This window comes from Corynebacterium breve (assembly GCF_030252165.1).
Taxonomy (GTDB): Bacteria; Actinomycetota; Actinomycetes; order Mycobacteriales; family Mycobacteriaceae; genus Corynebacterium; species Corynebacterium breve.
The window spans coordinates 2150628-2175710 of the sequence record NZ_CP126969.1 but is presented as its reverse complement, the minus strand read 5'-3'; the positions used below and the strand labels follow the sequence as shown (position 1 = coordinate 2175710).

The following is a 25083-nucleotide window of genomic DNA, read 5'->3' as shown; positions in this document are numbered from 1 at the left end:
GATGCCATGACCGTAATTAATACAATCCGAAAAGACCTCTATACTCGCTTCGCTCACGCAATCGATACCGATGTGATTGACGGAGTGCTTGATGCAGCCCTTGACGAACACAATGAAAATGCCCGGGTGAAAGAATTTGTCCCCGTGCTTGCGGCGCGTGATGCACGCAATGAGCTAACCCTTTATGCGGCACCGGCCCTGCACATTGAGTTCGCCTCGCGCTCTAATCGCACCTTGGCCCGAGCCGCGGCGGCAATCGCCCGCCAGCTCTCCGGCCGACGAGTCAACGCAACCGTGGCACCTGCCCACCCAGAAAACTGCCTTGACGAAAAGATCGAGTGGGTGATGGACGAACGCTCTCTCAGCGCCCCTGCGGGCGAGCGTGCAGAGCGCCGTACACTGCGCACCCCTGATGTCGTGGTGTACCTCGGCGCAGACGAGGCTGAAGACCGTGCTGCACGCCGAGCTGAATTCTGGAACGTCCCAAGCGCCGACGGCATGAGCGTGGAACAGGTCCGTGAGCTTCTCGACGACCTCACCGCGCGCATCCAGTCCATGCTCGAAGAAAACAACATCCCAACTGCTCACGCCCCACTTGCTGCGTAAACTCTCGCTGAAATGCGCGCCAACTCAGCGCCTCGGGGTCGGGACGCACTACTCTGGAAGCTCAAGAGTGTCCCGACACCGAAAGTGAGAACCGTGAACGCCGTGAAAGCCGTGGATGTGCTCCAACGTGTGCTGCTGCCCCGTAAAGGTGAGCCACATGATGTGCGCATGCTCTACCTGATCGAGGCAGAACAGAACAAAGAACGCCTCACCTGGCCAGACCGCACCCAAGTTACGGTGCCGGCCGGGGCCGAGGTTTCTTTCCAGACCTACTTCAACGCTTTTCCAGCCGCCTACTGGCGCCGCTGGTCGCAGTTGGAGCAGGTCATTTTGTCTTTGGACGTTCAGGGGGAAGCAACCATCTCCGTTTACCGCTCCAAGGTCGACGGCACCCGCGTATCCGTGGTCAACGTGGACGCATCCAACGAACTGGTAGAAATCCCGCTGTCGCTGAAAAACTTCGAAGACGGTGGCTGGCTCTGGTTTGACGTCACCGCAGAAAGCTTGACGACGATTGCCAACGCGGGTTGGTGCTCACCAGTCGAGCCTGGGCCGCAGGCCATGCCTGATGGCACGGAGGTAGGCCCCTTTGAAAAGAAGGTCGCCGTTGGCATCCCTACCTTCAACCGCCCACGCGACGCAGTCAACGCCCTGCATGCTTTGGCTGAAGACCCACAGGTCCTAGAAGCAATCACCGATGTCTTGATGCCGGATCAGGGCAATCAGCATCCAGCTGATGAGCCGGACTTTGCTGAAGCCGCATCCAACCTAGGCGAGCGCCTGGCAATCTTCCCGCAAGGCAACCTCGGTGGATCCGGCGGCTACTCCCGCATCATGTATGAGGCAGTCACCAGTACCGACGCCCCATTCATCCTGTACATGGACGATGACATCGCCATCGAACCGGACTCTATTTTGCGAGCAGTCCAAGCAGCCCGCTACGCCAAGAGCCCGATCCTCGTCGGCGGCCAGATGCTGAACCTGCAGGACCGCTCCCAGCTGCGCACCTCCGGTGAGGCAGTGGGCAAGCACGATTTCATGTGGACCGCCGCACCGCACGCTGTGTACGACCATGACTTTGCCAAGTACCCGTTGGGCTACCTTGGCGATCCGAGAGACGCGAAGAACCCAGATGCGATCAATTCGCGCAACCTGCACCGCCGCATCGACGTGGACTACAACGGCTGGTGGATGAACCTGTTCCCACGCGTTGTCGCGGAGAAGATGGGCCAGCCACTGCCACTGTTTATCAAGTGGGACGACACTGAGTACGCCCTGCGTGCGCAGCGCGCTGGATTCCCCACTGTGACCTGGCCTGGCGCCGCGATCTGGCACATGGCGTGGGCAGACAAGGACGACGCGATCGACTGGCAGGCATACTTCCACCTGCGCAACCGCCTCATCGTTGCAGCGATGTACCACGACGGTGACGTCGACGGCATCTTAAAGTCGATGATGAAGTCGACCTACAAGCACATTATGTGCATGGAGTACTCCACCATGGCGATTCAGATCGAAGCCATCAAGGATTTCCTTGCAGGTCCAGACCAGCTTTTCGACGTCCTCGAGTCCTCCCTGCCGCGCATCCAGAAGGTGCGCCAGAACTACTCGGACGCTGTCATCATTGACTCCGCCTCCGAGCTCCCAGCCGCGACAGGTGCACCGGGGGTTCCTACCCGCAACATTGGCGGACGCCTGGCCAAGATCAAGAAGCTCCCATGGGCAGCGAAGAGCCTGAAGCACCTGCTGCAGAAGGAAGACCGCGCGCATTGGGAGGCTCCACAGCTTAACCTCACACCAGACGAGGCTCGCTGGTTCGCCCTCTCGCGTGTAGATTCCGCGACCGTGTCCACCGCAGGCGGTACCGGTGTTGCCTTTAGAAAGCGCGACCGTGACCTTGCAAAGGACCTGTTGAACCAGACGAGGGATCTGCACAAGCAGATCAAGGAGAACTGGGACGAGCTGAAAGCTACGTACCGCTCCGCGCAAGATGAGCTAGTCAGCCGTGACAACTGGAAGAAGATTTTTGATGAGCAAGCGTGAAGCTGATGTCTTGGTAGCCATCCAAGACAAGCTTTTCGACGTCCCAGGCGTCTTGCTTACCGCGCGAGGCCTGTCTCACTTTGGCGAGCACGCTCTGGGGTGGATGGGTCTTTCTGCGGCGGGGGCAGTCGTCGATAAGCAACAAAGCCGCAAGTGGCTAGCGCTGGGAGCTGGTGCGTTTACCGCGCATGCGGCTTCAGTTGTGCTGAAGCGAGTGGTGCGGCGGAAGCGGCCGACGGATCCGCGGATCCGAATCGGCGTGGGCACCCCGTCGAAGCTTTCATTCCCGTCGTCGCATGCGACAAGCACCACAGCCGCGATGGTCTCGCTAGCAGACATCACAGGGTCTAAAGTGCCGTATATTGGTATCCCTGTGATGATGTTGTCGCGGATGGTTCTCGGGGTGCACTATCCCACCGATACCGTTGCTGGCGCAGCGCTTGGAGCTGCGTGCGCGCGTGCCGCGATACAAATTGAGAGGACAACGGCGTGAGCGAACACCAAGAAGAGCCCTTCCTAAAATCCGAACCGCACACTGAGGGCGTTGACTACAACCGTAAACGGCAACCACCGAAAAACCTTGCCGATGCAATGATCAAGGGCCTGCGCCCGAAGCAGTGGGTCAAAAACGTCTTAGTCATTGCGGCGCCACTCGCCGCGGGCCTTGATGCTTTCACCACTCGAACTCTGATCGACGTCGCTTTGGCCTTCGTCGTCTTCTGCCTAGCGGCATCCTCGATCTACCTGGTCAATGACGCCCGCGATGTGGAATCCGACCGCGAGCACCCGACCAAGCGGTTCCGTCCAATCGCCTCCGGCATGCTTCCTATCGGCCTGGCCTACGCGATGGCGATCGTGCTCATCATCGCTGCGATCGGCGTCTCCCTGTTTGCAACTTCTGGTGTAGCGCTGGCAACCGTAGCGGCCTCCTACATTGCGCTGCAATTGGGATACTGCTTCGGTTGGAAACACATTCCGGTGATCGATATCGCTCTGGTGTCCTCCGGTTTCATGCTGCGTGCGATGGCCGGTGGCGTAGCTGCGGGAATCACGCTTTCTCAGTGGTTCCTGCTGGTTGCGGCGTTCGGCTCGCTGTTTATGGCATCGGGCAAGCGCTACGCAGAGCTGCTGCTTTCGGAGCGGACCGGCGCGAAGATCCGCAAGGCATTGGAGGGCTACACCCCGACATACCTGCGCTTCGTGTGGACCATGTCGGCAACTGCCGTGGTGATGAGCTACTCACTGTGGGCCTTTGAGCTATCAAACTCCGTCGACGGTGGCGCATCGATTTGGTACCAGATCTCGCTGGTGCCGTTCGTGATCGCGATCATGCGCTACGCCGCTGACGTTGACCGTGGCCAGGGTGGTGCACCTGACGAGATCGCCTTGCAAGATCGCGTGCTGCAAATCCTCGCGGTCGCGTGGCTGCTGTGCATCGTCGTCGCCGTGTACGTTATTCCGGCACTTGGTTAAACCTAGACACTTGGTTAAACCTAGGCACTTGGCTACTGCCATGTGGTGAAATTTCTACAGCAACTCACCTGCGGTAACATCAACCGCATGACAAAAGACACCCGCATTTCGCTGATCATCTCCGCGACTATAGCGGGTGTCTTTGCGTTTTACGGTGGATGGCAACGGCGCTGGATCAGCGATGATGGCCTCATCGTGTTGCGCACCGTACGCAATATCATGGCTGGAAACGGACCAGTGTTTAATGCTGGCGAGCGCGTGGAGGCCAACACGTCCACCCTGTGGCAGTACTTGATCACGGCGGTCGCATGGATTACCCGCGCGCCTTTAGAAGACATCGCCATGTGGCTCGCTTTGATTCTCACCACGCTGGCGGCAGTGGTTGCGGTGGTAGCTTCGGCACGCTTCTGGGGTGGGGCAGTGCTGCCCTTTGGCGTGCTGATTTACTTTGCGCTGCCACCGGCTCGTGACTTCGCTACATCCGGACTCGAGTGGGGTCTGTCATTGGCGTGGATTGCCATCTGGTGGGCTCTGTTGGTCGGTTGGGCACAGCCCGGCGGGAAGCGCGCCTCTTTTCCGGTGGGGTATTGGCTCGCATTCTGGTCGGGCCTGTCGTGGCTCGTGCGTCCGGAACTCGCGCTCTACGGCGGGCTGACGGGCATAGTCTTGATCGCTTACGCCTGGAAGCAGCCAAAGGAAATTGCCGGAATCCTTGCTTTCGCCTTGCCAGTACCTGCTGCCTATCAGATTTTCCGAATGGGCTACTACGGGCTCTTGACGCCGCACACCGCGGTAGCCAAATCTGCCAGCGATTCCGAATGGGCTGCGGGATTCGGCTACGCATGGGACCTGCTGCAACCATACGCGCTGTATCTTCCGCTGCTCGTCGCTATTGGGGTGGCCGTGTGGCTTGGAGTCAGCCGACAGGGCCGCGATCGCACCATCATGATCTTGGTGTACGCCGTCGCTTGGATCCATGTGCTCTATGTATTGCGCGTGGGCGGCGACTTCATGCACGGACGCATGTGGCTGTTGCCGTTGTTTGCCATGTTGCTGCCGTTGATGGCGATCCCGCTCAATCGAGTCACTGTAGCGGTGGTGGCCGCCGTGGCGGTGTGGTCGACGGTAGTCATCGTTCGCGCGCATCCCATTGATTGGGAGGTCTACGAAACCGAGCCGCTCAACATTGTCGACGAGCGCGAGTTTTGGTCTAACGCAACCTACCGCGAGCAGGGCCAGCCGCCCCGGTATGCGTCTGACTTCTTGACCTCCAAGAATCTTGGACCCGACTGGCACGGGCGCCTTGCCCTAGCTCAGGAAGAGAACGCAGGCCAGCTCGCCCAGATCATCTTGAGCGCTGAGCCGGAGATGTATTCCTGGATCACCGTGCCACGCACCCAGGCGGAGACCGATCTGCAGGGCCTTGACCCAACTTTGTACTTGATCAATCTGGGTATGACCAGTATGAATGCAGATCTAGACATCAGGGTGCTGGATACGGTGGGCTTAGCGACGCCCCTTGCGGCCAGGATGCCGCGCGATCCGGAAGGTCGAATCGGCCACGACAAGCACTTGGACCTAGCGTGGCAGGCGGCGGATTCTGCTACCGATCTAGACCAGCTGCCGGAGTGGTACGACAAAAAAGAAGCGAAGCAGGCTCGTGCGGCTCTGCGTACCCCGGAGATAGCAGAACTTATGGCTTCATATCGTGAGCCGATGAATCCGCGCCGTTTCTTGAAGAACATTAAATTCTCATTGACTGCTGGCAGAACCTTGGAGCTCGACGAGGATCCTGCAAAATACCTGGACACAGCGACGCTCGAAGCTATTGAAAATGGGATGGATCCCGGATTGACGGGTCAACAAATCGCCTGGCTGGCGCCATAGCCGACATCTTGATAACGTATCCGTAACGCTTTGCTTGTAACGAACTGGTAACTCCCCGCGATTACCTTCGTGACACCGAAATGTGCAGAAATCTGCGCAGCAAACGATCGAGAAACGTTCGAGGAGAATAATGTTCGCATTAACAATGGTGCGTCGCCGTATCGTCGCCCTGATCACCGCGATCGCTACCGCCGCAGCACTGATGGTTGTCGGCACAGGAACCGCACAGGCTGCACCTCGCGATTGGCTGCGCCCTGACGCAACCGGTACCTGCGATTGGGATTCAGTCGGCTTCTGGGTCCAGCGCTGTGATGTCTGGTCCGAGGCTTCCGGCTACAACATCACCGTTCAGATCCAGCCAGCTATCCGTGGTGGTAACGCAGGCTTCTACCTGCTGGATGGCCTGCGCGCTACCAACTACACCAACGCTTGGGTTCATGACGTAAACGCGGCACAGACCTACAAGGACTCCAACATCACCCTGGTTATGCCAGTCGGTGGCGCAGGTTCCTTCTACGCTGACTGGCGTGGACCAGCCACCTTCGATGTTGACAATCCAATCAACTACAAGTGGGAAACCTTCCTGACCTCCGAGCTGCCTGCTTACCTTGAGCAGCACTTCGGCGTCGCACGCGACAACAACTCGATTGCTGGCCTGTCCATGGGTGGTACCGCTGCTTTGAACCTCGCGTCCAAGCACCCAGATCAGTTCCGTCAGGCACTGAGCTACTCCGGCTACCTGACCACCACCATGCCTGGCGCACAGACCCTGCTGCGTCTCGCACTCCTGGATGCGGGCGGCTTCAACATCAACGCGATGTACGGTTCCCTGGTTTCGCCAACTCGCTTTGAGAACGATCCGTACTACAACATGGATGGCCTGAAGAACACTGACGTGTACATCTCTGCGGCATCCGGTATCCCTGCCCGCGAGGATGCCAACATCCAGCTGAACCACAAGATGAACGGCATTATCCTCGAGGCAATCTCGAAGATGTCCACCCAGATGTGGGCTGCGAAGGCAAAGGGTTCCGGCATCGCTGTGACCGAGAACTACCCGGGCACCGGTATCCACAACTGGAACCAGTTCGGCTGGCAGCTTCAGCAGACCCAGCCACGTGTCCTGAACACCATGAACGCTTGGTAAGTCTTGCTTGAGCCTCATGGCTCACCAGAAAATGACAGCCCTCGGCATCTGCCGGGGGCTGTCATCGTTTTCGGATAATAAACACACCCGAAACGGAGTGTCACTTCACAAAGTCTCAAGTTCAACTTAAACTTGAGGTGATCGTGATTGCAGATGTATAACAAATGCAATCATTGAACCGACATAGTAATCAGAAAATTTCACATGTATTACCGCCACGCCAGTCGTCGTTAAGCGCAGCCCGAGGGAGGGGAACCCGCGGGAGAGTCGCTGACAACCGGCGGGTTATTGATGCATCGTTGTTCGCAGTCGCAACTACTTTTAGGACAGGATCTCATGCGCTCTTTTGTTTCTCGTTCCCCGCGCACGGCTTCCCGCCGCGCATGGCTCACCGCCGTCGCAATCCCAACCGCACTCATCATGGGAATCTCCGCTGCTCCAGCCGGTGCACAGGATCTGAGCTCCATCCCGGGCTCAAGCCTCTCCGACGGCTTCAAGCCGGGAACTCCGCAGCAGCGCACCCCGATCGATACCGAATACAAGCCACAAATCGAAGGCCTGCCAGAAGGCGTAGAGGTTGACCGTATCGAGTGGTTGACCAATCGTCGTGTAGCAGTATTCATCAAGTCCGCGGCCATGCCGCAGGAACTCATCCAAGTCCAGATCCTCTTGGCGCGCGACTGGCACTCCAACCCAACTGCGGACTTCCCAGAAGTGTGGGCACTCGACGGCCTGCGAGCGCGTGACGACGAAAGCGGCTGGACCATCGAGACCAACATCGAGCAGTTCTACGCTGACAAGAACGTCAACGTGATCCTGCCTGTCGGTGGCGAGTCGTCCTTCTACGCAGACTGGCAAAAGCCGGACAACGGCAAGCACTACATGTGGGAATCCTTCCTGACCAAGGAACTCGTGCCAATTCTGGACAATGAGTTCCGCTCCAACGGCAAGCGCGCAATCCTCGGTATCTCCATGGGTGGCACCGCAGCAGTCAATCTTGCCGAGCGCAACCCTGCACTGTTTGATTTTGTCGGTTCTTTCTCCGGCTACCTCGACACCACCTCGACTGGTATGCCTGAAGCAATCAAGGCTGCCCAGCTCGATGCAGGCGGCTACAAATCCGACGCAATGTGGGGTCCTGCCGGGTCTCAGGCTTGGATCGATCACGATCCAAAGCTCGGGGTGGAAACGCTCAAAGGTAAGACTGTGTATGTTTCCGCCGGCAACGGCAAGGACGACTTTGGCACCCCAGGTTCCGTGGCCAAGGGCGCTGCGAACCCAGCGGGCGTGGGACTTGAGGTTATCTCTCGCATGTCCACCGCTACTTTTGAGGATTACGCGCGTAAGGCCGGTCTTGAGGTCATCGCGAAGTACCGTCCTTCCGGCGTTCACTCGTGGGAGTACTGGCAGTTCGAGATGGCACAAGCATGGCCATACATCGCAAACTCCCTGGCCCTGTCCGAGGCTGACCGCGGCGCGGACTGCGAGCCAGTTGGCGCGATCGCCGAAGCAACCAAGGCCGGGATCATCGGTACCTGCCTGAACAATGAGTATGGCGTAGCCGAAGGAGCGGGTAAGGCGCAGGACTTCCGCGACGGCACCGCCTTCTGGTCGCCAGAGACCGGCGCGCAGCCATTGTTCGGCTCCATCCTGGCTAAGTACAACGAGCTTGGCGGACCTGCTGGTTGGCTCGGTTTCCCGAAGACCGGAGAAACCAAGACTCCAGACGGCAAAGGCCGCTACGTTCACTTTGAAAATGGCTCCATCTACTGGACCGCAAACACCGGTGCCTACGCGATCCCAGGTGACATGTTCACCGAGTGGGGCAAGAACGGCTACGAAAATGGCGATTTGAAGTACCCAACCGGCGAAGCAGTCAAGATTGGCGAGGGCTACGTCCAGCCATTCCAGGGCGGATTCCTCACCCGCAACCCTGACGGCTCCTACAACGTCGTCCACGGCGGCATCGCAGCGAAGTACGGCGAGATGAACACCGCACGCAGCAACCTCGGATACCCAACTTCCAACGAGAAGCAGATCAAGGGTGGCGCGTACCAGGAGTTTGAGAAGGGCAATATCTACTGGTCCCAGAAGACCGACGCTCACGTGATCTACTACGGCGACATCTTCAACAAGTGGGGCGAGAGCAAGTGGGAGCAGGGCCCACTGGGCTACCCAACCACTGACATGACCGAGATCCCAACCGGCGGAACTACTATCGATTTTGAGGGCGGCCGTATCTACCAGATGAACGGTGTCGTCAGCGAAGAGAGGAACTAAGTACCGTGCGAAAACTGCTAGCCAGCACCGTTGCGCTGGCGGCGGGGCTCGCCCTCGCTGCTTGCGGTGGTGCCACTGTTGAAAGCGCAGATGTGACTGCGACCTCGTCGCCAGCTTCCGTGACTGCGTCTCCGACGACCACTTCAAAGAAGGAGACCACCTCTAGCGCTCAGCCTGTCGTACCTGGCGACCAGCCGGAAGACTTAGGCGCACGCGAAGTCGACGAAGTCCCTGAGCCGAGTGCAGGATATGCACCTGAAGAACAGGAATTTCTCGATCAAGTCACAGACAACAAGGTTAAGGTCGACGGAGTAGAAGACCAGCTTATCGGCACCGCTCGCACCATCTGTGGGGGCGATGCTGTAACTCGTGACGCGGTTGCCGGACAGCTCATCGAACAGGGTCGCACCGACCTTGAATACGACGAAGTAGTACAGCTTATCGACGACGCCGCGCACGACCATATTTGTTAAAGGAGGACGCGCGCAATGCGTAAATCCCTCACCGTCGCCGCAGTTGTCATCGTTTTGGCCGTCATCGGTTTAGGTGCGTTTCAATACTTCAATGCTTCCACCGAGGGGTCACTAGTACCTGGGGAACCCGAGGTACCCGAGATTGCCGAGGAACTGGCACAGCCTGACTGGTGCCCGGACGTGGAGTTCATCTCCGCGCCGGGTTCTTGGGAGTCGTCGGCTGAGGATGACCCCATCAACCCACAGGCCAACCAGTGGAGCTACATGCTCTCCATCACTAAGCCGCTGCAGGAGGCGTACACCCCTGACCACGTCAAGGTGTGGACGTTGCCGTACACCGCGCAGTTTAAGAACATCAACTCGAAAGAGGAGATGAGCTACGACGACTCGCGCAACGAGGGTGCCTCCAAACTCAAGGGCGAGCTTGGTTACATGCATGAGACGTGCCCCGGCACAAAGTACATCATTGCCGGGTTCTCCCAGGGTGCGGTTATCGTCGGTGACGTTGCGTCTGAGATCGGCCAAGGCCACGGAGTGATTCCTGCCGACAAGGTCATGGGAGCAATCATGGTTGCAGATGGCCGCCGTGAAAATGGTGTTGGCGTAAATCCTGGTAACCCAGTGTCGGGCGTTGGCGCCGAAATCGCGCTCGAACCACTAGAGCGTCTGGTGCAGACTGTAGTACCGGGCGCGTCAATGCGCGGTGTGCGTGAAGGCGGATTCGGAGAGCTGCAGGACCGCGCCTTCCAAATCTGCGCGCCGGGAGATTCTATTTGTGATGCCCCCTACGACGTAGGAAACGCGTTGGAAAGAGCCCATGAGATGGTGGGTGGCAATGACCTGCACTCCATGTACGCCACCAATCCTGACGTGATCCCGGGAACGACTACGACCCAGTGGATCATTGATTGGTCAAGAAACGCCATCGACACCATGTAACAATTCTGTGCCGTGCGCAAGATAAAGTTGTTAGTGTTTACTAAACAAACTATCTTCGGCACCAACTACACCAAAGGAAACCTATGGACCTGTCTAAGCTCATCGCCCAGTTCTTCGGCGAGGACGGATCAATCCAACTTGCGCCGCAGCTGACCCTGGCCGGCATGGCGGAAATGCTCTACATGGGCGACCTGCAACTCGGTGGCGGTGATCGCCACTGCATGCGTTTCTGGGACTACTCCGAAAGCCGCGAAGGAACCGCTGTCGATTTCACCCGTACTGAGATCAACACTCGGATCAAGGCTGTGGCTGCCCGCCTGCAGCAGGTGGGCAAAATGGGAGACCGCGTAGCTATCCTGGCCGGCAACTCCCCGGAGTACCTGTTCGGATTCATCGGCGCGTTGTACGCGGGCCAGGTTCCGGTTCCCCTCTATGACCCAGAGGAGCCAGGACACGGCGATCACCTAAAGTCCGTCCTCGGTGATGCAGGTGCCAAGACCGTTTTGACCAACACCATCTCGGCGGGCACCGTCCGCGAGTATTTCGCAGAGCTCCCAGCACGACAGCGCCCCCGCATCGTGGCCGTGGATTCGCTGCCGGACTCGTTGGCAGAATCGTTTACCAACCCGTCTGCTACTGCCGAAGGCCAAATGGCTGCGATGATGCAGACCACCATGCCGATCGACAGCACCGCGTTCTTGCAGTACACCTCCGGCTCCACCCGCAACCCGGCAGGCGTCGAGCTGACCAACCGCTCCATCTTGACCAACGTTTTGCAGATGTGGACCGGTGCCCAGATCAAGATGCCGCTGCGACTTCCGATGTGGCTGCCGATGCACCACGACATGGGCATTATTCTCTCGCTCTTCGTCACAATCTTGGGCCTGGAATTCGAGTTGATGACACCGCGCGATTTCGTGCAACAGCCAAAGCGCTGGGTGGACCAGCTAGCAAAGCGCGACACCGACGAGGGCAAGAGCATCTACACCGTAGTTCCTAACTTCGCGCTCGAATTGGCCGCTCGCTACGGCAAGCCAGAAGAGGGCGAAACGCCTGACTTCTCCCATGTCGATGGCATCATCATCGGGTCCGAGCCGGTCACTCAGTCGGCGGTAGAGATTTTTGCCGAGACTTTCGGCCCATACGGACTCAAGCGCGAGAGCCTGCGCCCAAGCTACGGACTGGCAGAGGCATCCCTGCTGCTTTCCACCCCGCAGAAGCCGGAGCGCCCGATCTTCACCTCCTTTGACCGCGATCAGCTCGCGGAAGGAAAGGCCGTTCCCGCGGAAGGCGGCGTCGTCTTCGCCTCCAATGGTCAGCCGGTGGACAACCTGTTTTTCACCATCGTCGATCCAGAAACCAAGGCCGAGCTGCCTGACGGCGTCATCGGTGAGCTCTGGGCCCACGGTGAAAACAATGCGGTCGGCTACCTCGGGCGCGAGAAAGAAACACAGGAGACGTTCCGCAACAGCATCGGCGAGCTGCTTGGCGACGATACCCGCGTCGCAGGAGCACCCGCCGACGGGTGGATGGCTACGGGCGACCTTGGCACCATGATCGATGGCGAGGTGTATATCACCGGGCGCCTGAAAGATCTGGTAGTTATCGCGGGCCGTAACCACTACCCGCAGGACATTGAAGCGACTGTGAGCGAGGCTTCCGAGCATGTCCGCCCAGACTCCATCGCCGCGTTCGCTGTTCCAGGTGCCGACGTTGAAAGGCTTGTCATCTTCGTCGAGCGTGCCGACGACGCCTCCGCCGATGGTGATGCAGCCGCAGAACAGGCAATCCGCGAGGCAGTAACCAACGTCCACGGTATCGCGCCGGAAGTTGTGCGTTTCTACGCTCCAAATGAGATCGCGCGTTCGTCGTCGGGCAAGATCGCCCGCCGTGTGAACCAGAAGAACTTCTTGGCAGAGTAGATTAGAAATTAGCCGGAGCAGGTAGTCCATATGCCGGACTACCTGCTTTCATTCTGGCTGAAAAGCCTCGGAATGGCATGATAAAACCTCGGTCATGGCGTATGAGAAACGATTGATTGACGTGATAAGTTCTAGAGTATGGCAATGCTTGACGTGGCGATCGTAGTGCTCGAGGGAAGAAACATTCGTGGATTAGCGAATGATGTCCACGAGCTTCGCCTTTCGCGTCTCTTGACCAATTCGGAAGCCGATCAAACCGCCACCGCTCAGCGGATGCAGGAAGTGTCTGCGCGCCTTGTCAATATCGATGAGCCAATCCGCTGGCATGATTATGCGTGGGTGGCAGGACTCTTCGGCATCTTGGGCTTCTCTGTTCCCGGGGCAGCAGGTCTCCTCCTCGGGGCCACGGCAGTGGTGTTCCTCCTGTTTGCCTACGGGGCGATTAATCGTGAGCACGAATATGGGCAGCTTAAATTTCACGTCACAGCGCTTGCCGACGAGATCTTCGCGGACATGGAATCTGTGGAAAAGCAGAGAAAGAATCCGCGTTTGAGTGAACAGATCGAAACGTTTCGAGATTACTACTCAGAAGCGGAAACTCTTGCCGGTCAAGTTTCTATTCTGACCCGCATGGAGCAAGCCGTACCGTTTCGGGTTTAGGATACTATCAGCTTTCTTCTTAGCGTGGCCTTATGGCGCTGGGGTGAAACGAAGTGAGACAATGGGGCGATACAGCCAAAAGCCTATAAAATAATGTGTTTCCCGCATACCCGCGATATGGAAGGACTTGACCGCTTCTATGACTGATAGCGCGCGCCCTCAACATCTGACCGAAGATGAGCTGTCCGAATGGATGCTCAACTGGGTCTCCGAAGCAACGGGCGTTGACATCGCCGGGCTCGACGTGAACACACCGCTCGAGTCCTTCGGCCTAGCATCTCGCGACGCAGTGGTCCTTTCCGGTGAGCTGGAAAACCTCGTGGGACGACGACTCGATCCCACCATCGCCTACGAGTACCCAACGATCGCCGCCTTGGCCAAGCAACTGGTGCATGGGGCAGAGGAGTCGTCGACAAGGCCAAAGCGTGAATACGCAACACGCTTGACGACGACCCCTGGCACCCACGACATCGCGATCGTCGGGCGAGCTGGGCGCTTTCCAAAGGCGGACAACGTCGATGAATTCTGGACGATGCTCGCCGAAGGCCGCGGCGCAACGGGCCCGCTTCCAGAGGGGCGCTGGTCGGAATTTGCTAACGACCCGGTGATGAGCCGCAAAATGAAGGAACAAAACACCCAGGGTGGCTACCTGGAACGCATCGACACCTTTGACAATGAGTTCTTTGGCCTGTCGCCGCTGGAAGCCACCAACATGGATCCGCAGCAGCGCATCATGCTGGAACTGACTTGGGAGGCGCTGGAAGACGCACACATCCCGGCGAACTCTTTGCGGGGGAGTCCGTGGGCGTGTTCTTGGGGTCCAGCAACAACGACTACGGCATGCTGATTACCGCTGATCCGGCTGAGGCGCACCCGTATGCGCTGACGGGCACCGCGAGCTCGATTATTCCGAACCGTATTTCTTATGCTTTCGACTTCCGCGGGCCTTCGGTCAGTGTGGATACCGCGTGTTCCTCCTCGCTCGTTGCCGTACACCATGCCGTGCGTGCGCTGCGCGACGGCGAGGCAGACGTTGCCGTATCCGGTGGCGTGAACATTTTGGCCAACCCGTTCGTGTCTACCGCTTTTGGCGAACTTGGCGTGATCAGCCCAACCGGCGTGATCCACGCTTTCTCCGACGATGCTGATGGTTTTGTACGCGCAGACGCCGCCGGAGTGGTCATCCTGAAGCGTGTCGACGATGCCCTACGCGACGGCGACAATATCCTCGGTGTGATCAAGGGATCGGCAACCAACTCCGACGGACACTCCAACGGTATTACCGCGCCGAACCCTGACGCACAGGTGGACGTGCTGCGCCGCGCCTATGCTGACGCGGGCATCGACCCGACCACCGTCGATTACGTCGAAGCGCACGGCACCGGCACCATCCTCGGCGATCCGATCGAGGCAGGCGCGCTCGGAGAAGTACTGGGAGAGGGACGCGAATTTACCAAGCCGATCCTGCTCGGCTCCGCGAAGTCGAACATCGGCCACTCCGAATCGGCTGCGGGTGCCGTCGCGTTGATCAAGGTCATCGAAGCACTTGGCCACGACACGATCCCACCATCGATCAACTTCTCCGAACCCAACCGCTACATCGACTTTGACCAAGAGCGTCTCGAGGTTGTCGAGGATGCCCGCGAATGGCCGCGCTACTCTGGCCGTCGCATCGCAGGTATCTCCGGCTTTGGCTTCGGCGGCACCAACGCGCATATCGTCGTGGCTGACCTCGACCCGTCCGAGTACACCGCCCAGCACATCGAGGCACCTGCCGAACTGGCGGATGCTGACCAGCCGAACGCAGTCGCACTTCCAATCAGCGGTTTGCTTCCGTCTCGTCGTAAAGCAAGCGCCGCGACGCTGGCAGACTTCCTCGAAGAACTTGCCAACGAAGACCTAGTCCCCGTCGCACGCTCGCTTGCGTGCCGCAACCACGGCCGCTCCCGCGCAGTTGTGCAGGCCGACAACATCGCTGACGCGGTCAAGCGCCTGCGCCAGGTGGCGGACGGCAAGGTCTCCGTGGGTATTACCGTGGCTGATTCGCCATCCACGGCAGGGCCCGTGTTCGTGTACTCCGGCTTTGGTTCGCAGCACCGCAAGATGGTCAAGCAGCTGATCGAAACCTCTCCGTTCTTCCTTGCACGCATGGAAGAGCTGGACAAGATCGTTGACTTTGAAGCTGGCTGGTCCATGCTCGACATCGTGCGTGACGACGAACAGACCTACGACACCGAAACCGCCCAGGTGACCATCACCGCGATCCAGATCGCGCTCACTGACCTCTTAGCGCAGATGGGGATCACGCCGTCCGCCGTCACCGCCATGAGCATGGGCGAGCTCGCAGCAGGCTACGCAACCGGTGGTATCTCCGCCGAGGATGCGCTGCTGATCGCCTGCCACCGTGCGCGTCTGATGGGCGAGGGCGAGGCAATGATCGCCGGGACCGAAAACGAAGGCGCCATGGCAGTTGTCGAGCTCACCCGCGAGGCACTGGACGAGTTCGTCGAACAGCACGAAGAGGCCGCAGGCGTCGAGCCTGCCGTGTACGCCGGGCCGGGCATGACCACCGTGGGTGGCCCAGGCAAGGCTGTTGACTTCGTCGTCGAGACCTTGGACCAAGAAGGTAAATTCGCCCGCAAGATGAAGGTCAGGGGCGCAGGGCATACCTCTGCACTGGATCCGATTATGGGGGATTTGGCCGCCGAGATCGCAGGAATCCAAGCACGCCCGATCACGATTCCGCTCTTTAGTTCGGTGGAACGCGGAGTGACCTTCCAGCCTGGCGAGGTAGTGCACACCGACGAGTACTTCCTGAAGATGACGCGCCAGCCGGTCTACTTCCAAGACGCAGTGGAGGCCGCTTTCGCAGCCGGCCATATGACCCTTGTCGAAGTCTGCCCGAACCCAGTTGCCATCATGGGCATGATGAACACCGCGTTTTCCGTGGGCAAGCCAGACGCGCAGCTGCTGTACACACTGAAGCGCAAAGTCGACGAGGTCGAGTCCCTGCGCGAACTGGCCTCGAAGATGTATGTGATGGGCCAGCCTGTCGACTTCTCCGCCTTCTACGGCGACGGCGAGATCATCAGCGCACCGTTTACCCCGTTCAACCGTTCCTCGCACTGGACCGCGGCGCGTCCGAGCTCCGGCGCATCCGCAGCGCTTCCGGGCACACGCATCCCGCTCCCAGACGGCAAAATCGCTTTTGGCGCACAGGCCGATCAGGTTTTCAGCCCGTACCAGTTGGTCGAGGCTGCCGCCGAAGCGGTCGAGCCAGGTGCGCAGGTCGTTGGTGTGGAAGAGCGCGGGGCACTGCCAGCGTCGGGCGACATCACCACGATCGCCGAGAAGTCACTTGGTGGCGTGAGCATCAAGATCTACGCAGAAGACACCCTCGTGGCTGAAGGATTCGCCGCGAACCCGTCGCTGCTGTACGCCCCGCTTACCGACGCCGGCGTGACCGAAATCGACGCCTCCCACGATGCCCCTGCACCAGCAAGCTTTGTCGACGACAGCGTGGACGAAATCCGCTGGGACCCAGCTAGTGGCGAGTCCGTCGAGGACCGGCTGCGCGGCATCGTCTCCGAATCCATGGGCTACGACGTCGACGACCTCCCGCTCGAGCTGCCGCTGATCGATCTCGGCCTAGATTCGCTGATGGGCATGCGCATTAAGAACCGCGTGGAAAACGACTTCCAGATCCCACCGCTCAACGTACAGGCGCTACGTGACGCATCCGTTGCCGACGTCATCGCGATGGTGGAAGAGGCTGTTGCCGGTCTCGAGGCTTCTGCAGCAGTTGCGGCGGCCGAGGCTGCAGAGGGTGCTGAGGCTGCTGAGCCTGTCGCACCGGCGCAGCCCGCGGAGCCCACCAAGAAGGCTTCCGGCCAGGGCGTAGGCGTAGCTCCCCGCGACGCATCCGAGCGCATGGTCTTCGGCGCGTGGGCGAAGCACACTGGTGCCGCTGCTGCTGGCGTGACCAGCGAGCTGCCTACCATCACCGATGAGCAAGCCGAGCAGATCGCGGCGCACCTTACCGAGCGCTCAGGCATCGAAGTCACCGCAGCCGAGGTCAAGGAAGCTGAGACCCTCGAACCACTGTCCAACCGCGTCCGCGAAGGACTCGAAACCACAGTCGAAGGTAACATCCGCGTCCTGCGCGAGCGCACTGACGACGACGCACCAAGCGTTTTCATGTTCCACCCAGCAGGTGGCACGACGGTGGTTTACGAGCCACTAACTCGTCGACTAGCAAGCAACCTGCCGGTCTACGGCGTGGAACGACTCGAAGGCTCCCTCGAAGAGCGTGCGGCAGAGTACGTCTCAGACATCGTGCGTCTGTCCGCCGGCAAGCCCATCGTCTTAGGCGGCTGGTCCTTCGGCGGAGCGCTGGCCTACGAGGTAGCGCACCAGCTGCAAGACACAGACGTTGAGATCGAATACATCGCGCTGCTGGACACCACCCAGCCACGCGAGCCGATCCCCGACACCTTGGAAGAAACCAAGGCACGCTGGCAGCGCTACGCGGATTTCGCGTCGGCCACCTATGGCCTGGACTTTGAAGTGCCGTTCGAGTTACTGGAGACCGCCGGTGAAGACGCCCTCATGGGAATGCTCTCCCACGTGCTGGCCACCACCGATGCTTCCGAGCACGGTCTTGCGGCCGGGGTTCTGGAGCACCAGCGCGCAAGTTTCGTTGACAACCAGATCCTGGGCAAGATCAGCTTTGAACGCTGGGCCGATGTTGACGTTCCTGTGCTGCTCTTCCGCTCTGAGCGCATGCACGACGGCGCAATCACCCTGGAACCGCGCTACGCGGACATCGCCGAAGACGGCAACTGGGGCCAGATCGTGCGCGATCTGACCATCGTTGCGCTACCGGGCGACCACCTGGCAGTGCCGGACGAGCCGGCGATCGGTATCGTCGGCAAGCATATGAACGAGTGGATTGAAAGGCTGAATTAAGGTGACTACCGCCGAAAAACTCGCAGACCTGCGCGCCCGCCTCGAAACCGCACAGGACCCCGGCTCGGAGCGTGCGCGAAAGAAGCGCGACGACGAGGGCCGCACCACGCCACGCGAGCGCATTAACGCGCTGCTCGACGACGACTCCTTCGTCGAAGTCGGCGCCCTGGCGCGGACCCCCGGCGATCCCGACGCCGTGTACTCCGATGGCGTTGTCACCGGCTACGGTCGTATTGATGGTCGCCCTGTGGCGATCTACGCCCATGACAAGACCGTCTACGGTGGCTCGGTCGGCGTGACCTTTGGCCGCAAGGTTGTCGAGGTCATGGAGATGGCCATCAAGATCGGCTGCCCAATCATCGGCATCCAGGACTCCGGCGGCGCGCGTATCCAAGACGCGGTGACCTCGCTGGCCATGTACTCCGAGATCGCGCGTCGCCAGCTCCCGCAGTCGGGGCGCGCTCCGCAGATCTCAATCATGCTGGGCAAGTCCGCTGGTGGCGCGGTATACGCACCGGTGACCACGGACTTTGTTGTCGCGGTTGAAGACCAGTCGGAGATGTATGTGACCGGCCCCGCCGTGATCCGCGAGGTAACCGGCGAAAACATCACCTCCGCCGAGCTCGGCGGCGCGCTGCAGCAGGAGCAAAACGGTAACATCCAGGCGGTGGTGGGCAGTGAGGAGGAAGCCTTCGACTACGTCCGCGACTTGCTCGGACACCTGCCGACCTCTGCTTTCGACGAAGGCCCGGTTGTGTGGGCGCCCGCCGATGACGAGCTTGATGACGCTCACCTAGACGAATTCATGCCCGACGACACCAATGCCGGCTACGACATGATGGACCTCCTCGTCCAGCTCGGCGACGACGAGGACCTTGTCGAGATTCAGGCCAATTACGCCCAAAACCTGATCTGTGCCTTTGGTCGCATCGACGGTCGCACAGTAGGTTTCGTCGCGAGTAACCCGATGCACTACGCCGGCTGCATCGACGCGGACGCCGCTGACAAGGGCGCTCGCTTCATCCGCACCTGCGACGCCTACAACATCCCTATCGTCTTCGTCGTGGACACACCCGGCTACCTGCCAGGTGTGGACCAGGAAAAGGCCGGTCTGATCCACCGCGGTGCGAAGCTTGCGTTCGCCGTGGTCGAAGCAACGGTGCCCAAGGTGACGCTCATCGTGCGCAAGGCTTACGGCGGTGCCTACGCGGTGATGGGGTCGAAGAACCTCACCGGCGATATCAACCTGGCCTGGCCTACCGCGCAGATCGCTGTGATGGGCTCGGCGGCTGCCGTCGTCATGATCCAGGGCAAGCAGCTCGCTCAGATCGAGGACCCTGACCAGCGCGCATACATGAAAAAGGTGTTCATGGACTTCTACGATGAAAACATGACATCCCCGTACGTCGCAGCCGAACGCGGCTACATCGACGCGATGATCCAGCCGTCTGAGTCTCGACTCGCTTTACGACGAGCTCTGCGCCAACTGTCCACCAAGGACGAGAAGGATCTGCCGAAGAAGCACACGATCGCGCCGCTGTAGGTTGTCCACCCACAACCCGAACGGCAAAACCCGAACGCCCTGGATGCGGACCGCTGCTCGCGGCTTCTATCCAGGGCGTTCGGCATTTGCGATTCGGGTTGTAGCAGTGACGGGTAGCGTGGCAAGTGACATTAGGAGGAATCATGCGCATCACGATCCAGCCCGGAGACATTACCCGCATCACGGCAGACGCAGTGGTCAACGCGGCCAACTCGTCGCTACTCGGCGGCCTCGGCGTCGACGGTGCGATCCACCGCGTAGGTGGGCCGAGCATCCTCGCAGAGTGCAAGCACTTGCGTGCGACCACGCTCCCCGAGGGGCTTCCCGCAGGACAGGCGGTGGCAACCACGGCCGGAGATCTGCCCGCTCGGTGGGTCATCCACACGGTCGGACCGGTGTACAGCACCGACGAGGACCGCTCGGCGACGCTCGCGTCGGCCTATGCAGAGTCGCTCAAGCTGGCGTCAGAGCTTGGCGCGAACTCGGTGGCTTTTCCCCTCATTTCGGCCGGAGCGTACGGGTGGCCGCTGGCAGACGCAGCGCGCATCGCCGTCGACACGGTTCGCAGGGCCGACTTCGGCGGGGAAGTGATACTCGTCCCCTTCGGGGAGGAAGCGACTCAGGCGCTACTTCTTGCGAGCGATCAGTGAGGCGATTCCGCGCCAGCCGAACATCAGCAGTGCGGACATCACGCTGGCCACGATGATAAATGACCAGTGAGGGAACGCGGAATTGCGCATTCCCCAAATCGTCAGGCCGACGATTACGGTGACCAGCCAGATCACAACAGCGCGACCTTTGGCGATCTTGGTCAGCTCCGCAATGAGCCAGCCCGCACCCACGCCGATGACAAAAGGCCACAGCGTGGAGAGAAAGCCCATGAAGTTGAAGGGCATCTCGTCGGACTGGTGCGCCATGCGAGCCAGCACGGCGAAGACGGAAATAGCTACTAGGTCAAGACTAAAAGCAGTGGTTTTCTTCACGCTCTTAGCTTAGCGCGAAGAGGAGAGTGCTCGATCGAGAATAGCTGCTTGGTCGAGGGAATAGTGATCAACACCGTTTGGGTATTCTTCGATGACGTCGTAGCCGCGCTGGCGGTAGAATTCGGCGCCACTCTGGGCCGCTTCGAGCGCATTGAAGCGCTGGTTGAACTGGGAGCCGTCATCGTTAGCGCCCGTGACAAAGTACAGGGTGCCCACAGTGTCAGGCTCGTTTGCCTCATCGCGCAGTGAAGTTTCTGCCGGGGCGTTTCCGCCACCCTTCATAACTACCTGGTTCTGAGCAAGCTCTGGGTAGCTTGGGATGATCGTTGCGCCGAGAATTTCTGCGCCACCGGAGTAGCCGGACCAAACTACATCCTCGACAGCAAGGCCGAACTCAGGGAGCAGTTCATCGGTAACCAGGCTTTCCAGCCAGGAAGCGTTAACGGAAGAATTTTCCCACCAGGTCGGGTGGCCAGCGTAGTCAGGGGTGCGAGGTGCAACCAGAACTGCGTTGTGCTTCTTTGCAATCGCGGCGTAGTCGTCGAGGCGGTAGGAAGGGTCGTCGTACTCGTAGGCACCGTCACCGTGCAGGCGGACGATGAGGCGCACCGGCTTGTTGAAATCTACGTCCTCCGCATAGAGGCGGTAAGGGCTAGACAGGCCGTGCGCTGAGAACGTGTCGACGCGGTTGGTAGGCGTAGGTGAAACTGCTTGAACGGGTTCTGGTGATTCCACGGGGGTCTCCGCCGCAGGGGGACCAAAGAATGGAATGCCGAAGGCGAACAGCAGGCTGAACAGCTGAAAACGAGAGAGAAAGGAAACCACGTGTGTTGACAATAATGGGTTTCTCAGTATTAGTCGAACGGAGCGTGTTCTTGGCGCCCGAGCATGAACCCCTTTCTGGCGTATGCGAAGAGGAACACGATCCAGCCGACCGCTGAGATGAAGATGAATGAAATCAGGCGGTAGACCAAGGTTGCGGCGGTGGCGTCGACAAGCGTCATGCCCGATGCGACTAGCGCGCCCGCGGTCAGTGCCTCAACGGTACCCACCCCTCCGGGGGTGATCTGGGCGGAGCCGGCGAGCTTTGCCATGACGTAGCCCAGCGCCACACCCATGACGGTGGTGTGGCTCGTCCCGGCGGTGAGCCCAGGCGCGGACCCCGTGACCGCCCAGACCGAGAAATAGAGTGTTGCTACATCAAAAAGCCGATTGAGCAACGAGTGCGTCGAGGCTCCGAGGAATGCTTGAGGAGTCATGCGCACTGTCGCGAGTTGGTCGATGACCTTGATTGCGTTACGACGAATGCATTGTGGCCAACTCGCTGCCCAGGCGCGCAGTTTCTCGGGATGGGTGGTTACCCAGTACACCACGGTCATCAACACGATCGAAGCGACCAGGGACGAAAACAGTGTGGGGAGGGAGAGGTCGGCCCCGAGGAAGAGTACGGCAGCGATGCCGATGAGAACGAGCCACATCGTTGAGATGATTGACGAGACTACAAGGAACCAGCCGCACAAACCCAGGGTTGCTCCCCAGGACCTTTGGACACGATAGGTGAGCCAGGCAGAAAAGGCCGGACCCCCAGGAATGGTCGTTGACCAGGCGTTAGATGCGATGGTGATGGCGACGGTGTCTTTCGTCGATACGCGAAGGGTGTTTCCGCTATTCATCAGCAGACGCATCACCTCGGCCATAGCAACTAGTGAACTCACGGCGGTGAAGGCGCCGGCGACGAGCGGCAGCGGATCGGCTTCGAGCAAGGTAGAAAAAGCCTGGCCGAGAAACGGGAGCTGGTCCCGGAATGCGAAGATAAGCGCAATGAGTAGGACCAGGGGTGCTAGCCATTGCAGCCACGCCTTGGGGGTGAGCTTCACTTGTCCTGCTCGATGCGTTTAAGTAGCTCGGAAAACGGGATGAGATCGCGGTCCTCGGAGACGCTGACCCCCGAACGAGCATGTGTTTCTGTGAGCACGACCTTTTCGATCGGGGTGTCATGCGCAGCTAGTTGGCGGACCGGTGCCGTCTCTTGGCCGTCGCCGATCTTGGAGTAAAGGGTCTTCACCCAGCCTGGTGCCCACCAGTTGTCCTCGCGCAGGAAGTGCATAACGGCAGGAACCAGGAGCATACGGATCAGCGTGGCATCGAGGGCGAGTGAGAAGATCATGCCGAAGGAGATGTACTTCATCATGACGATCTCAGAAAGTGCGAAAGCTGCCGCGACGACAATCATGATTAATGCTGCGGCAGTAATGATCGAACCGGTGTGGGCCGTGCCGTACTTAATGGCGTTGTCGGTGGCCGCGCCCTTGTCGCGGGCCTCCACCATGCGCGAGACAAGGAAGACCTCGTAGTCCGTCGATAGGCCGTAGAGGATGGCGATGATGAGGACAACAATGGGGCTCATCAGGGGACCCGGGGTGAAGTTGAATAGGTCGGCACCGAAGCCGTCGACGAACAAAAGGGTGAGGAATCCAAGGGTTGCGCCCAGGCCGAGGGCGTTCATGATGACGGCCTTGATTGGCAAGATCAGTGAGCCAAAGAGCAACGCCATAAGAATGAAGGTGGCGAGCACCATGTAGAGAGACATCCACGGCAACTTGTCCATGAGCGCCTCGATGGATTCAACCTCCATCGCAGGAGTGCCCGAGATGTAGACGCCGACGCCGTCGGGAGCCTCAATGCTGCGTAGCTGCTCGATGACCTCCTCCCCGTTGTTGCGGTCCGCAAGGGCGGCGGAGAGAACTGTTGTGCCGTCTTGCGTGGCAGTCGAAGGCGCAAGTGGGGATGCCAGTCCGGTGACCTGACGGGTTTGCATGACGACGTCGACAAGCTGTTCGTTGGAAGCGTTGGTTACTACGAGCTTGATCGGATCGGTACTGAACTCGGGAAACTGCTCGTTGAAGTTGTCCTGTGCTTGACGGGTGTCATTGGTTTCGGGCAGGTAGGTCTCGTTGATCCCGCCGAAGGTGATGCCTGCTACCGGCAGGGTGAGCAGGATCAGTCCGCCAGCAACAACCAGGATTGTTTGTTTGGAGTGCTTCATGGCCCAAGCCGGGATGCGGAACCAGATGGAGTCCTCGATGCGGCGGCCTCGTCGAGAAGTGCGACGCACGGACCACTTGTCGATATTCGGCCCGAGGAGGGCGAACAGCGCTGGAAGCACCGCAACGGAAATCACTGCGGCCAAGATGACTGCGCTGATCGCGCCGTAGGCTACCGACTTGAGAAAGGCCTGCGGGAACATCAAAAGACCCGAGAGGGCGACGCCGACCATCAGCGCGGAGAAGAACACCGTCTTGCCGGCCGTGGCAGTAGTTACAGCCACGGCCTCTTCGAGCGGGGTGCCCTTGTCCATTTCCTCGCGGAAACGCGAGACCATGAAAAGCCCGTAGTCGATTGCCAAACCAAGGCCCAGCAGCGTGATCACCGACTGGGAAAAGATGTTGACCTGGAAAAAGGAAGCAAGAATCGAGAGGAAGGACAGTGAGCCGATGATGGATAGGATGCCGACGATCAGCGGCATCGCAGCTGCGACAACGCCGCCGAAGACGAAGAGCAAGATGATCGAAACCAGGACTACGCCGAGCAATTCGGCGCGCTTGATGTCGTCCGCCATTCCTTGGTCCAAGGCATCCGCGATGGCTGTGGCTCCCGCTACTTGGACGGTCGCGCCGCTAGGCAATTCGATGGACTTGGCGGCTTCTTCAAGCTCGCGGTAGTCCTTGAGAGTTTGTTCGCCGTCCCCGGCGAGACCGATCGTCGCAAATGCGTATTGCTGATCAGCGGAGATTTGCTGCTGATTCGGGGAGGCAAAGTAGCTTGTGACGTGGTCGATGCTGGTGGCGTAGTCCTGCTGAAGGCCCTGGATCGCCTGGTTGGCGGCGTCGAATACCTCGGGGTCAGTTACCTTCTGCCCATCGGCGGCCTTGACCAAAAGGATGACATCGCCGGAATTGTCGCGACCGAAAGTCTCTTGCTCAATGGCCGTTGCGGTGGTCGAGTCCGCGCCGGGATCCTCCCAGCCTTCTTGGGACATGCGCTCGCCGAGCTTGGACCCAAAGAAGATTTGGAGAAGCAAGATGATGACAACAATGACCAGTGGAATGATGCGACGATGCCGGAAGGCATAATGCCCCCACGTGTAAAACAATGTTGC

18 protein-coding genes and 1 pseudogene are annotated in these 25083 nt (G+C 59.6%); 15 read left to right on the top strand and 4 right to left on the bottom strand.

What is annotated here, in order from left to right; genetic code table 11:
* Positions 1-6: 6 nt before the first annotated feature.
* From QP027_RS10495 to QP027_RS10430, 15 genes and pseudogenes are all read left to right on the top strand, one after another.
* Positions 7-606 carry a three-helix bundle dimerization domain-containing protein gene (locus QP027_RS10495; RefSeq protein WP_284824654.1) on the top strand — a complete coding sequence of 200 codons (600 nt, stop codon included), beginning with the start codon at positions 7-9 and terminating at the stop codon, positions 604-606.
* Between the two features lie 102 nt (positions 607-708).
* Positions 709-2649 (top strand): glycosyltransferase, encoded by a 1941-nt coding sequence (locus QP027_RS10490; RefSeq protein ID WP_284827022.1) that lies wholly within the window; start codon positions 709-711, stop codon positions 2647-2649.
* Positions 2636-3142, top strand: coding sequence for a phosphatase PAP2 family protein (locus QP027_RS10485; RefSeq protein ID WP_284824652.1), 507 nt, complete (start codon positions 2636-2638; stop codon positions 3140-3142). Before QP027_RS10490 ends, QP027_RS10485 begins: the two co-directional genes overlap by 14 nt.
* Entirely contained in the window at positions 3139-4122 is a 984-nt protein-coding gene (locus tag QP027_RS10480; protein ID WP_284824651.1) for a decaprenyl-phosphate phosphoribosyltransferase, read from the top strand. Before QP027_RS10485 ends, QP027_RS10480 begins: the two co-directional genes overlap by 4 nt.
* Before the next feature lie 87 nt (positions 4123-4209).
* Entirely contained in the window at positions 4210-6009 is a 1800-nt protein-coding gene (locus QP027_RS10475) for an arabinofuranosyltransferase AftB family protein (RefSeq protein ID WP_284824648.1), read from the top strand.
* A gap of 130 nt (positions 6010-6139) precedes the next feature.
* Complete coding sequence (locus QP027_RS10470; protein ID WP_284824647.1) at positions 6140-7156, top strand: alpha/beta hydrolase; 1017 nt, start codon at positions 6140-6142, stop codon at positions 7154-7156.
* A gap of 336 nt (positions 7157-7492) precedes the next feature.
* Entirely contained in the window at positions 7493-9436 is a 1944-nt protein-coding gene (locus QP027_RS10465; protein WP_284824646.1) for an alpha/beta hydrolase-fold protein, read from the top strand.
* Between the two features lie 5 nt (positions 9437-9441).
* A complete protein-coding gene (locus QP027_RS10460; RefSeq protein ID WP_284824645.1) occupies positions 9442-9909 on the top strand; it encodes a DUF732 domain-containing protein in 468 nt (155 codons plus the stop codon).
* A 15-nt stretch (positions 9910-9924) separates the two neighbouring features.
* Positions 9925-10848, top strand: coding sequence for a cutinase family protein (locus QP027_RS10455; protein ID WP_284824644.1), 924 nt, complete (start codon positions 9925-9927; stop codon positions 10846-10848).
* Positions 10849-10931: 83 nt separating this feature from the next.
* The gene (locus tag QP027_RS10450; RefSeq protein ID WP_284824643.1) at positions 10932-12770 is read left to right on the top strand and encodes a FadD32-like long-chain-fatty-acid--AMP ligase; all 1839 of its coding nucleotides are present in this window, start codon (positions 10932-10934) and stop codon (positions 12768-12770) included.
* A 138-nt stretch (positions 12771-12908) separates the two neighbouring features.
* On the top strand, positions 12909-13430 hold the full coding sequence (locus QP027_RS10445) for a hypothetical protein (RefSeq protein ID WP_284824642.1): 522 nt from the start codon (positions 12909-12911) through the stop codon (positions 13428-13430).
* A gap of 139 nt (positions 13431-13569) precedes the next feature.
* Positions 13570-15333: pseudogene (locus tag QP027_RS12360) on the top strand (beta-ketoacyl synthase N-terminal-like domain-containing protein).
* 200 nt (positions 15334-15533) lie between these two features.
* On the top strand, positions 15534-18398 hold the full coding sequence (locus tag QP027_RS12355; protein WP_432418632.1) for an acyltransferase domain-containing protein: 2865 nt from the start codon (positions 15534-15536) through the stop codon (positions 18396-18398).
* A gap of 1 nt (position 18399) precedes the next feature.
* The gene (locus QP027_RS10435) at positions 18400-19941 is read left to right on the top strand and encodes an acyl-CoA carboxylase subunit beta (protein WP_284824641.1); all 1542 of its coding nucleotides are present in this window, start codon (positions 18400-18402) and stop codon (positions 19939-19941) included.
* Between the two features lie 143 nt (positions 19942-20084).
* Positions 20085-20591: an O-acetyl-ADP-ribose deacetylase gene (locus QP027_RS10430; RefSeq protein WP_284824640.1), complete on the top strand. Its 507-nt coding sequence runs from the start codon at positions 20085-20087 to the stop codon at positions 20589-20591.
* On the opposite strand, the gene QP027_RS10425 is transcribed toward QP027_RS10430, so the two are convergent.
* Genes QP027_RS10425 through QP027_RS10410 form a run of 4 tightly spaced genes read right to left on the bottom strand, consistent with a single transcriptional unit; the run spans position 20568 to position 25077 of the window.
* On the bottom strand, positions 20568-20924 hold the full coding sequence (locus QP027_RS10425; protein ID WP_284824639.1) for a DUF3054 domain-containing protein: 357 nt from the start codon (positions 20922-20924) through the stop codon (positions 20568-20570). The genes QP027_RS10430 and QP027_RS10425 overlap by 24 nt on opposite strands.
* Positions 20925-20933: 9 nt before the next feature.
* On the bottom strand, positions 20934-21749 hold the full coding sequence (locus QP027_RS10420) for an alpha/beta hydrolase (RefSeq protein ID WP_284824638.1): 816 nt from the start codon (positions 21747-21749) through the stop codon (positions 20934-20936).
* Positions 21750-21778: 29 nt separating this feature from the next.
* A complete protein-coding gene (locus tag QP027_RS10415) occupies positions 21779-22801 on the bottom strand; it encodes a lysylphosphatidylglycerol synthase transmembrane domain-containing protein (protein WP_284824637.1) in 1023 nt (340 codons plus the stop codon).
* Entirely contained in the window at positions 22798-25077 is a 2280-nt protein-coding gene (locus QP027_RS10410) for an MMPL family transporter (protein ID WP_284824636.1), read from the bottom strand. The genes QP027_RS10415 and QP027_RS10410 overlap by 4 nt, the downstream gene beginning before the upstream one ends.
* Between the last annotated feature and the right edge of the window lie 6 nt (positions 25078-25083).

Bases quoted from the DNA above. Each gene is read 5' to 3' on its own strand.
- QP027_RS10495 (WP_284824654.1), top strand. From the start codon at position 7: ATGACCGTAATTAATACAATCCGAAAAGACCTCTATACTCGCTTCGCT.
- QP027_RS10485 (WP_284824652.1), top strand. From the start codon at position 2,636: ATGAGCAAGCGTGAAGCTGATGTCTTGGTAGCCATCCAAGACAAGCTT.
- QP027_RS10475 (WP_284824648.1), top strand. From the start codon at position 4,210: ATGACAAAAGACACCCGCATTTCGCTGATCATCTCCGCGACTATAGCG.
- QP027_RS10470 (WP_284824647.1), top strand. From the start codon at position 6,140: ATGTTCGCATTAACAATGGTGCGTCGCCGTATCGTCGCCCTGATCACC.
- QP027_RS10465 (WP_284824646.1), top strand. From the start codon at position 7,493: ATGCGCTCTTTTGTTTCTCGTTCCCCGCGCACGGCTTCCCGCCGCGCA.
- QP027_RS10455 (WP_284824644.1), top strand. From the start codon at position 9,925: ATGCGTAAATCCCTCACCGTCGCCGCAGTTGTCATCGTTTTGGCCGTC.
- QP027_RS10450 (WP_284824643.1), top strand. From the start codon at position 10,932: ATGGACCTGTCTAAGCTCATCGCCCAGTTCTTCGGCGAGGACGGATCA.
- QP027_RS10445 (WP_284824642.1), top strand. From the start codon at position 12,909: ATGGCAATGCTTGACGTGGCGATCGTAGTGCTCGAGGGAAGAAACATT.
- QP027_RS12355 (WP_432418632.1), top strand. From the start codon at position 15,534: ATGGTCAAGCAGCTGATCGAAACCTCTCCGTTCTTCCTTGCACGCATG.
- QP027_RS10430 (WP_284824640.1), top strand. From the start codon at position 20,085: ATGCGCATCACGATCCAGCCCGGAGACATTACCCGCATCACGGCAGAC.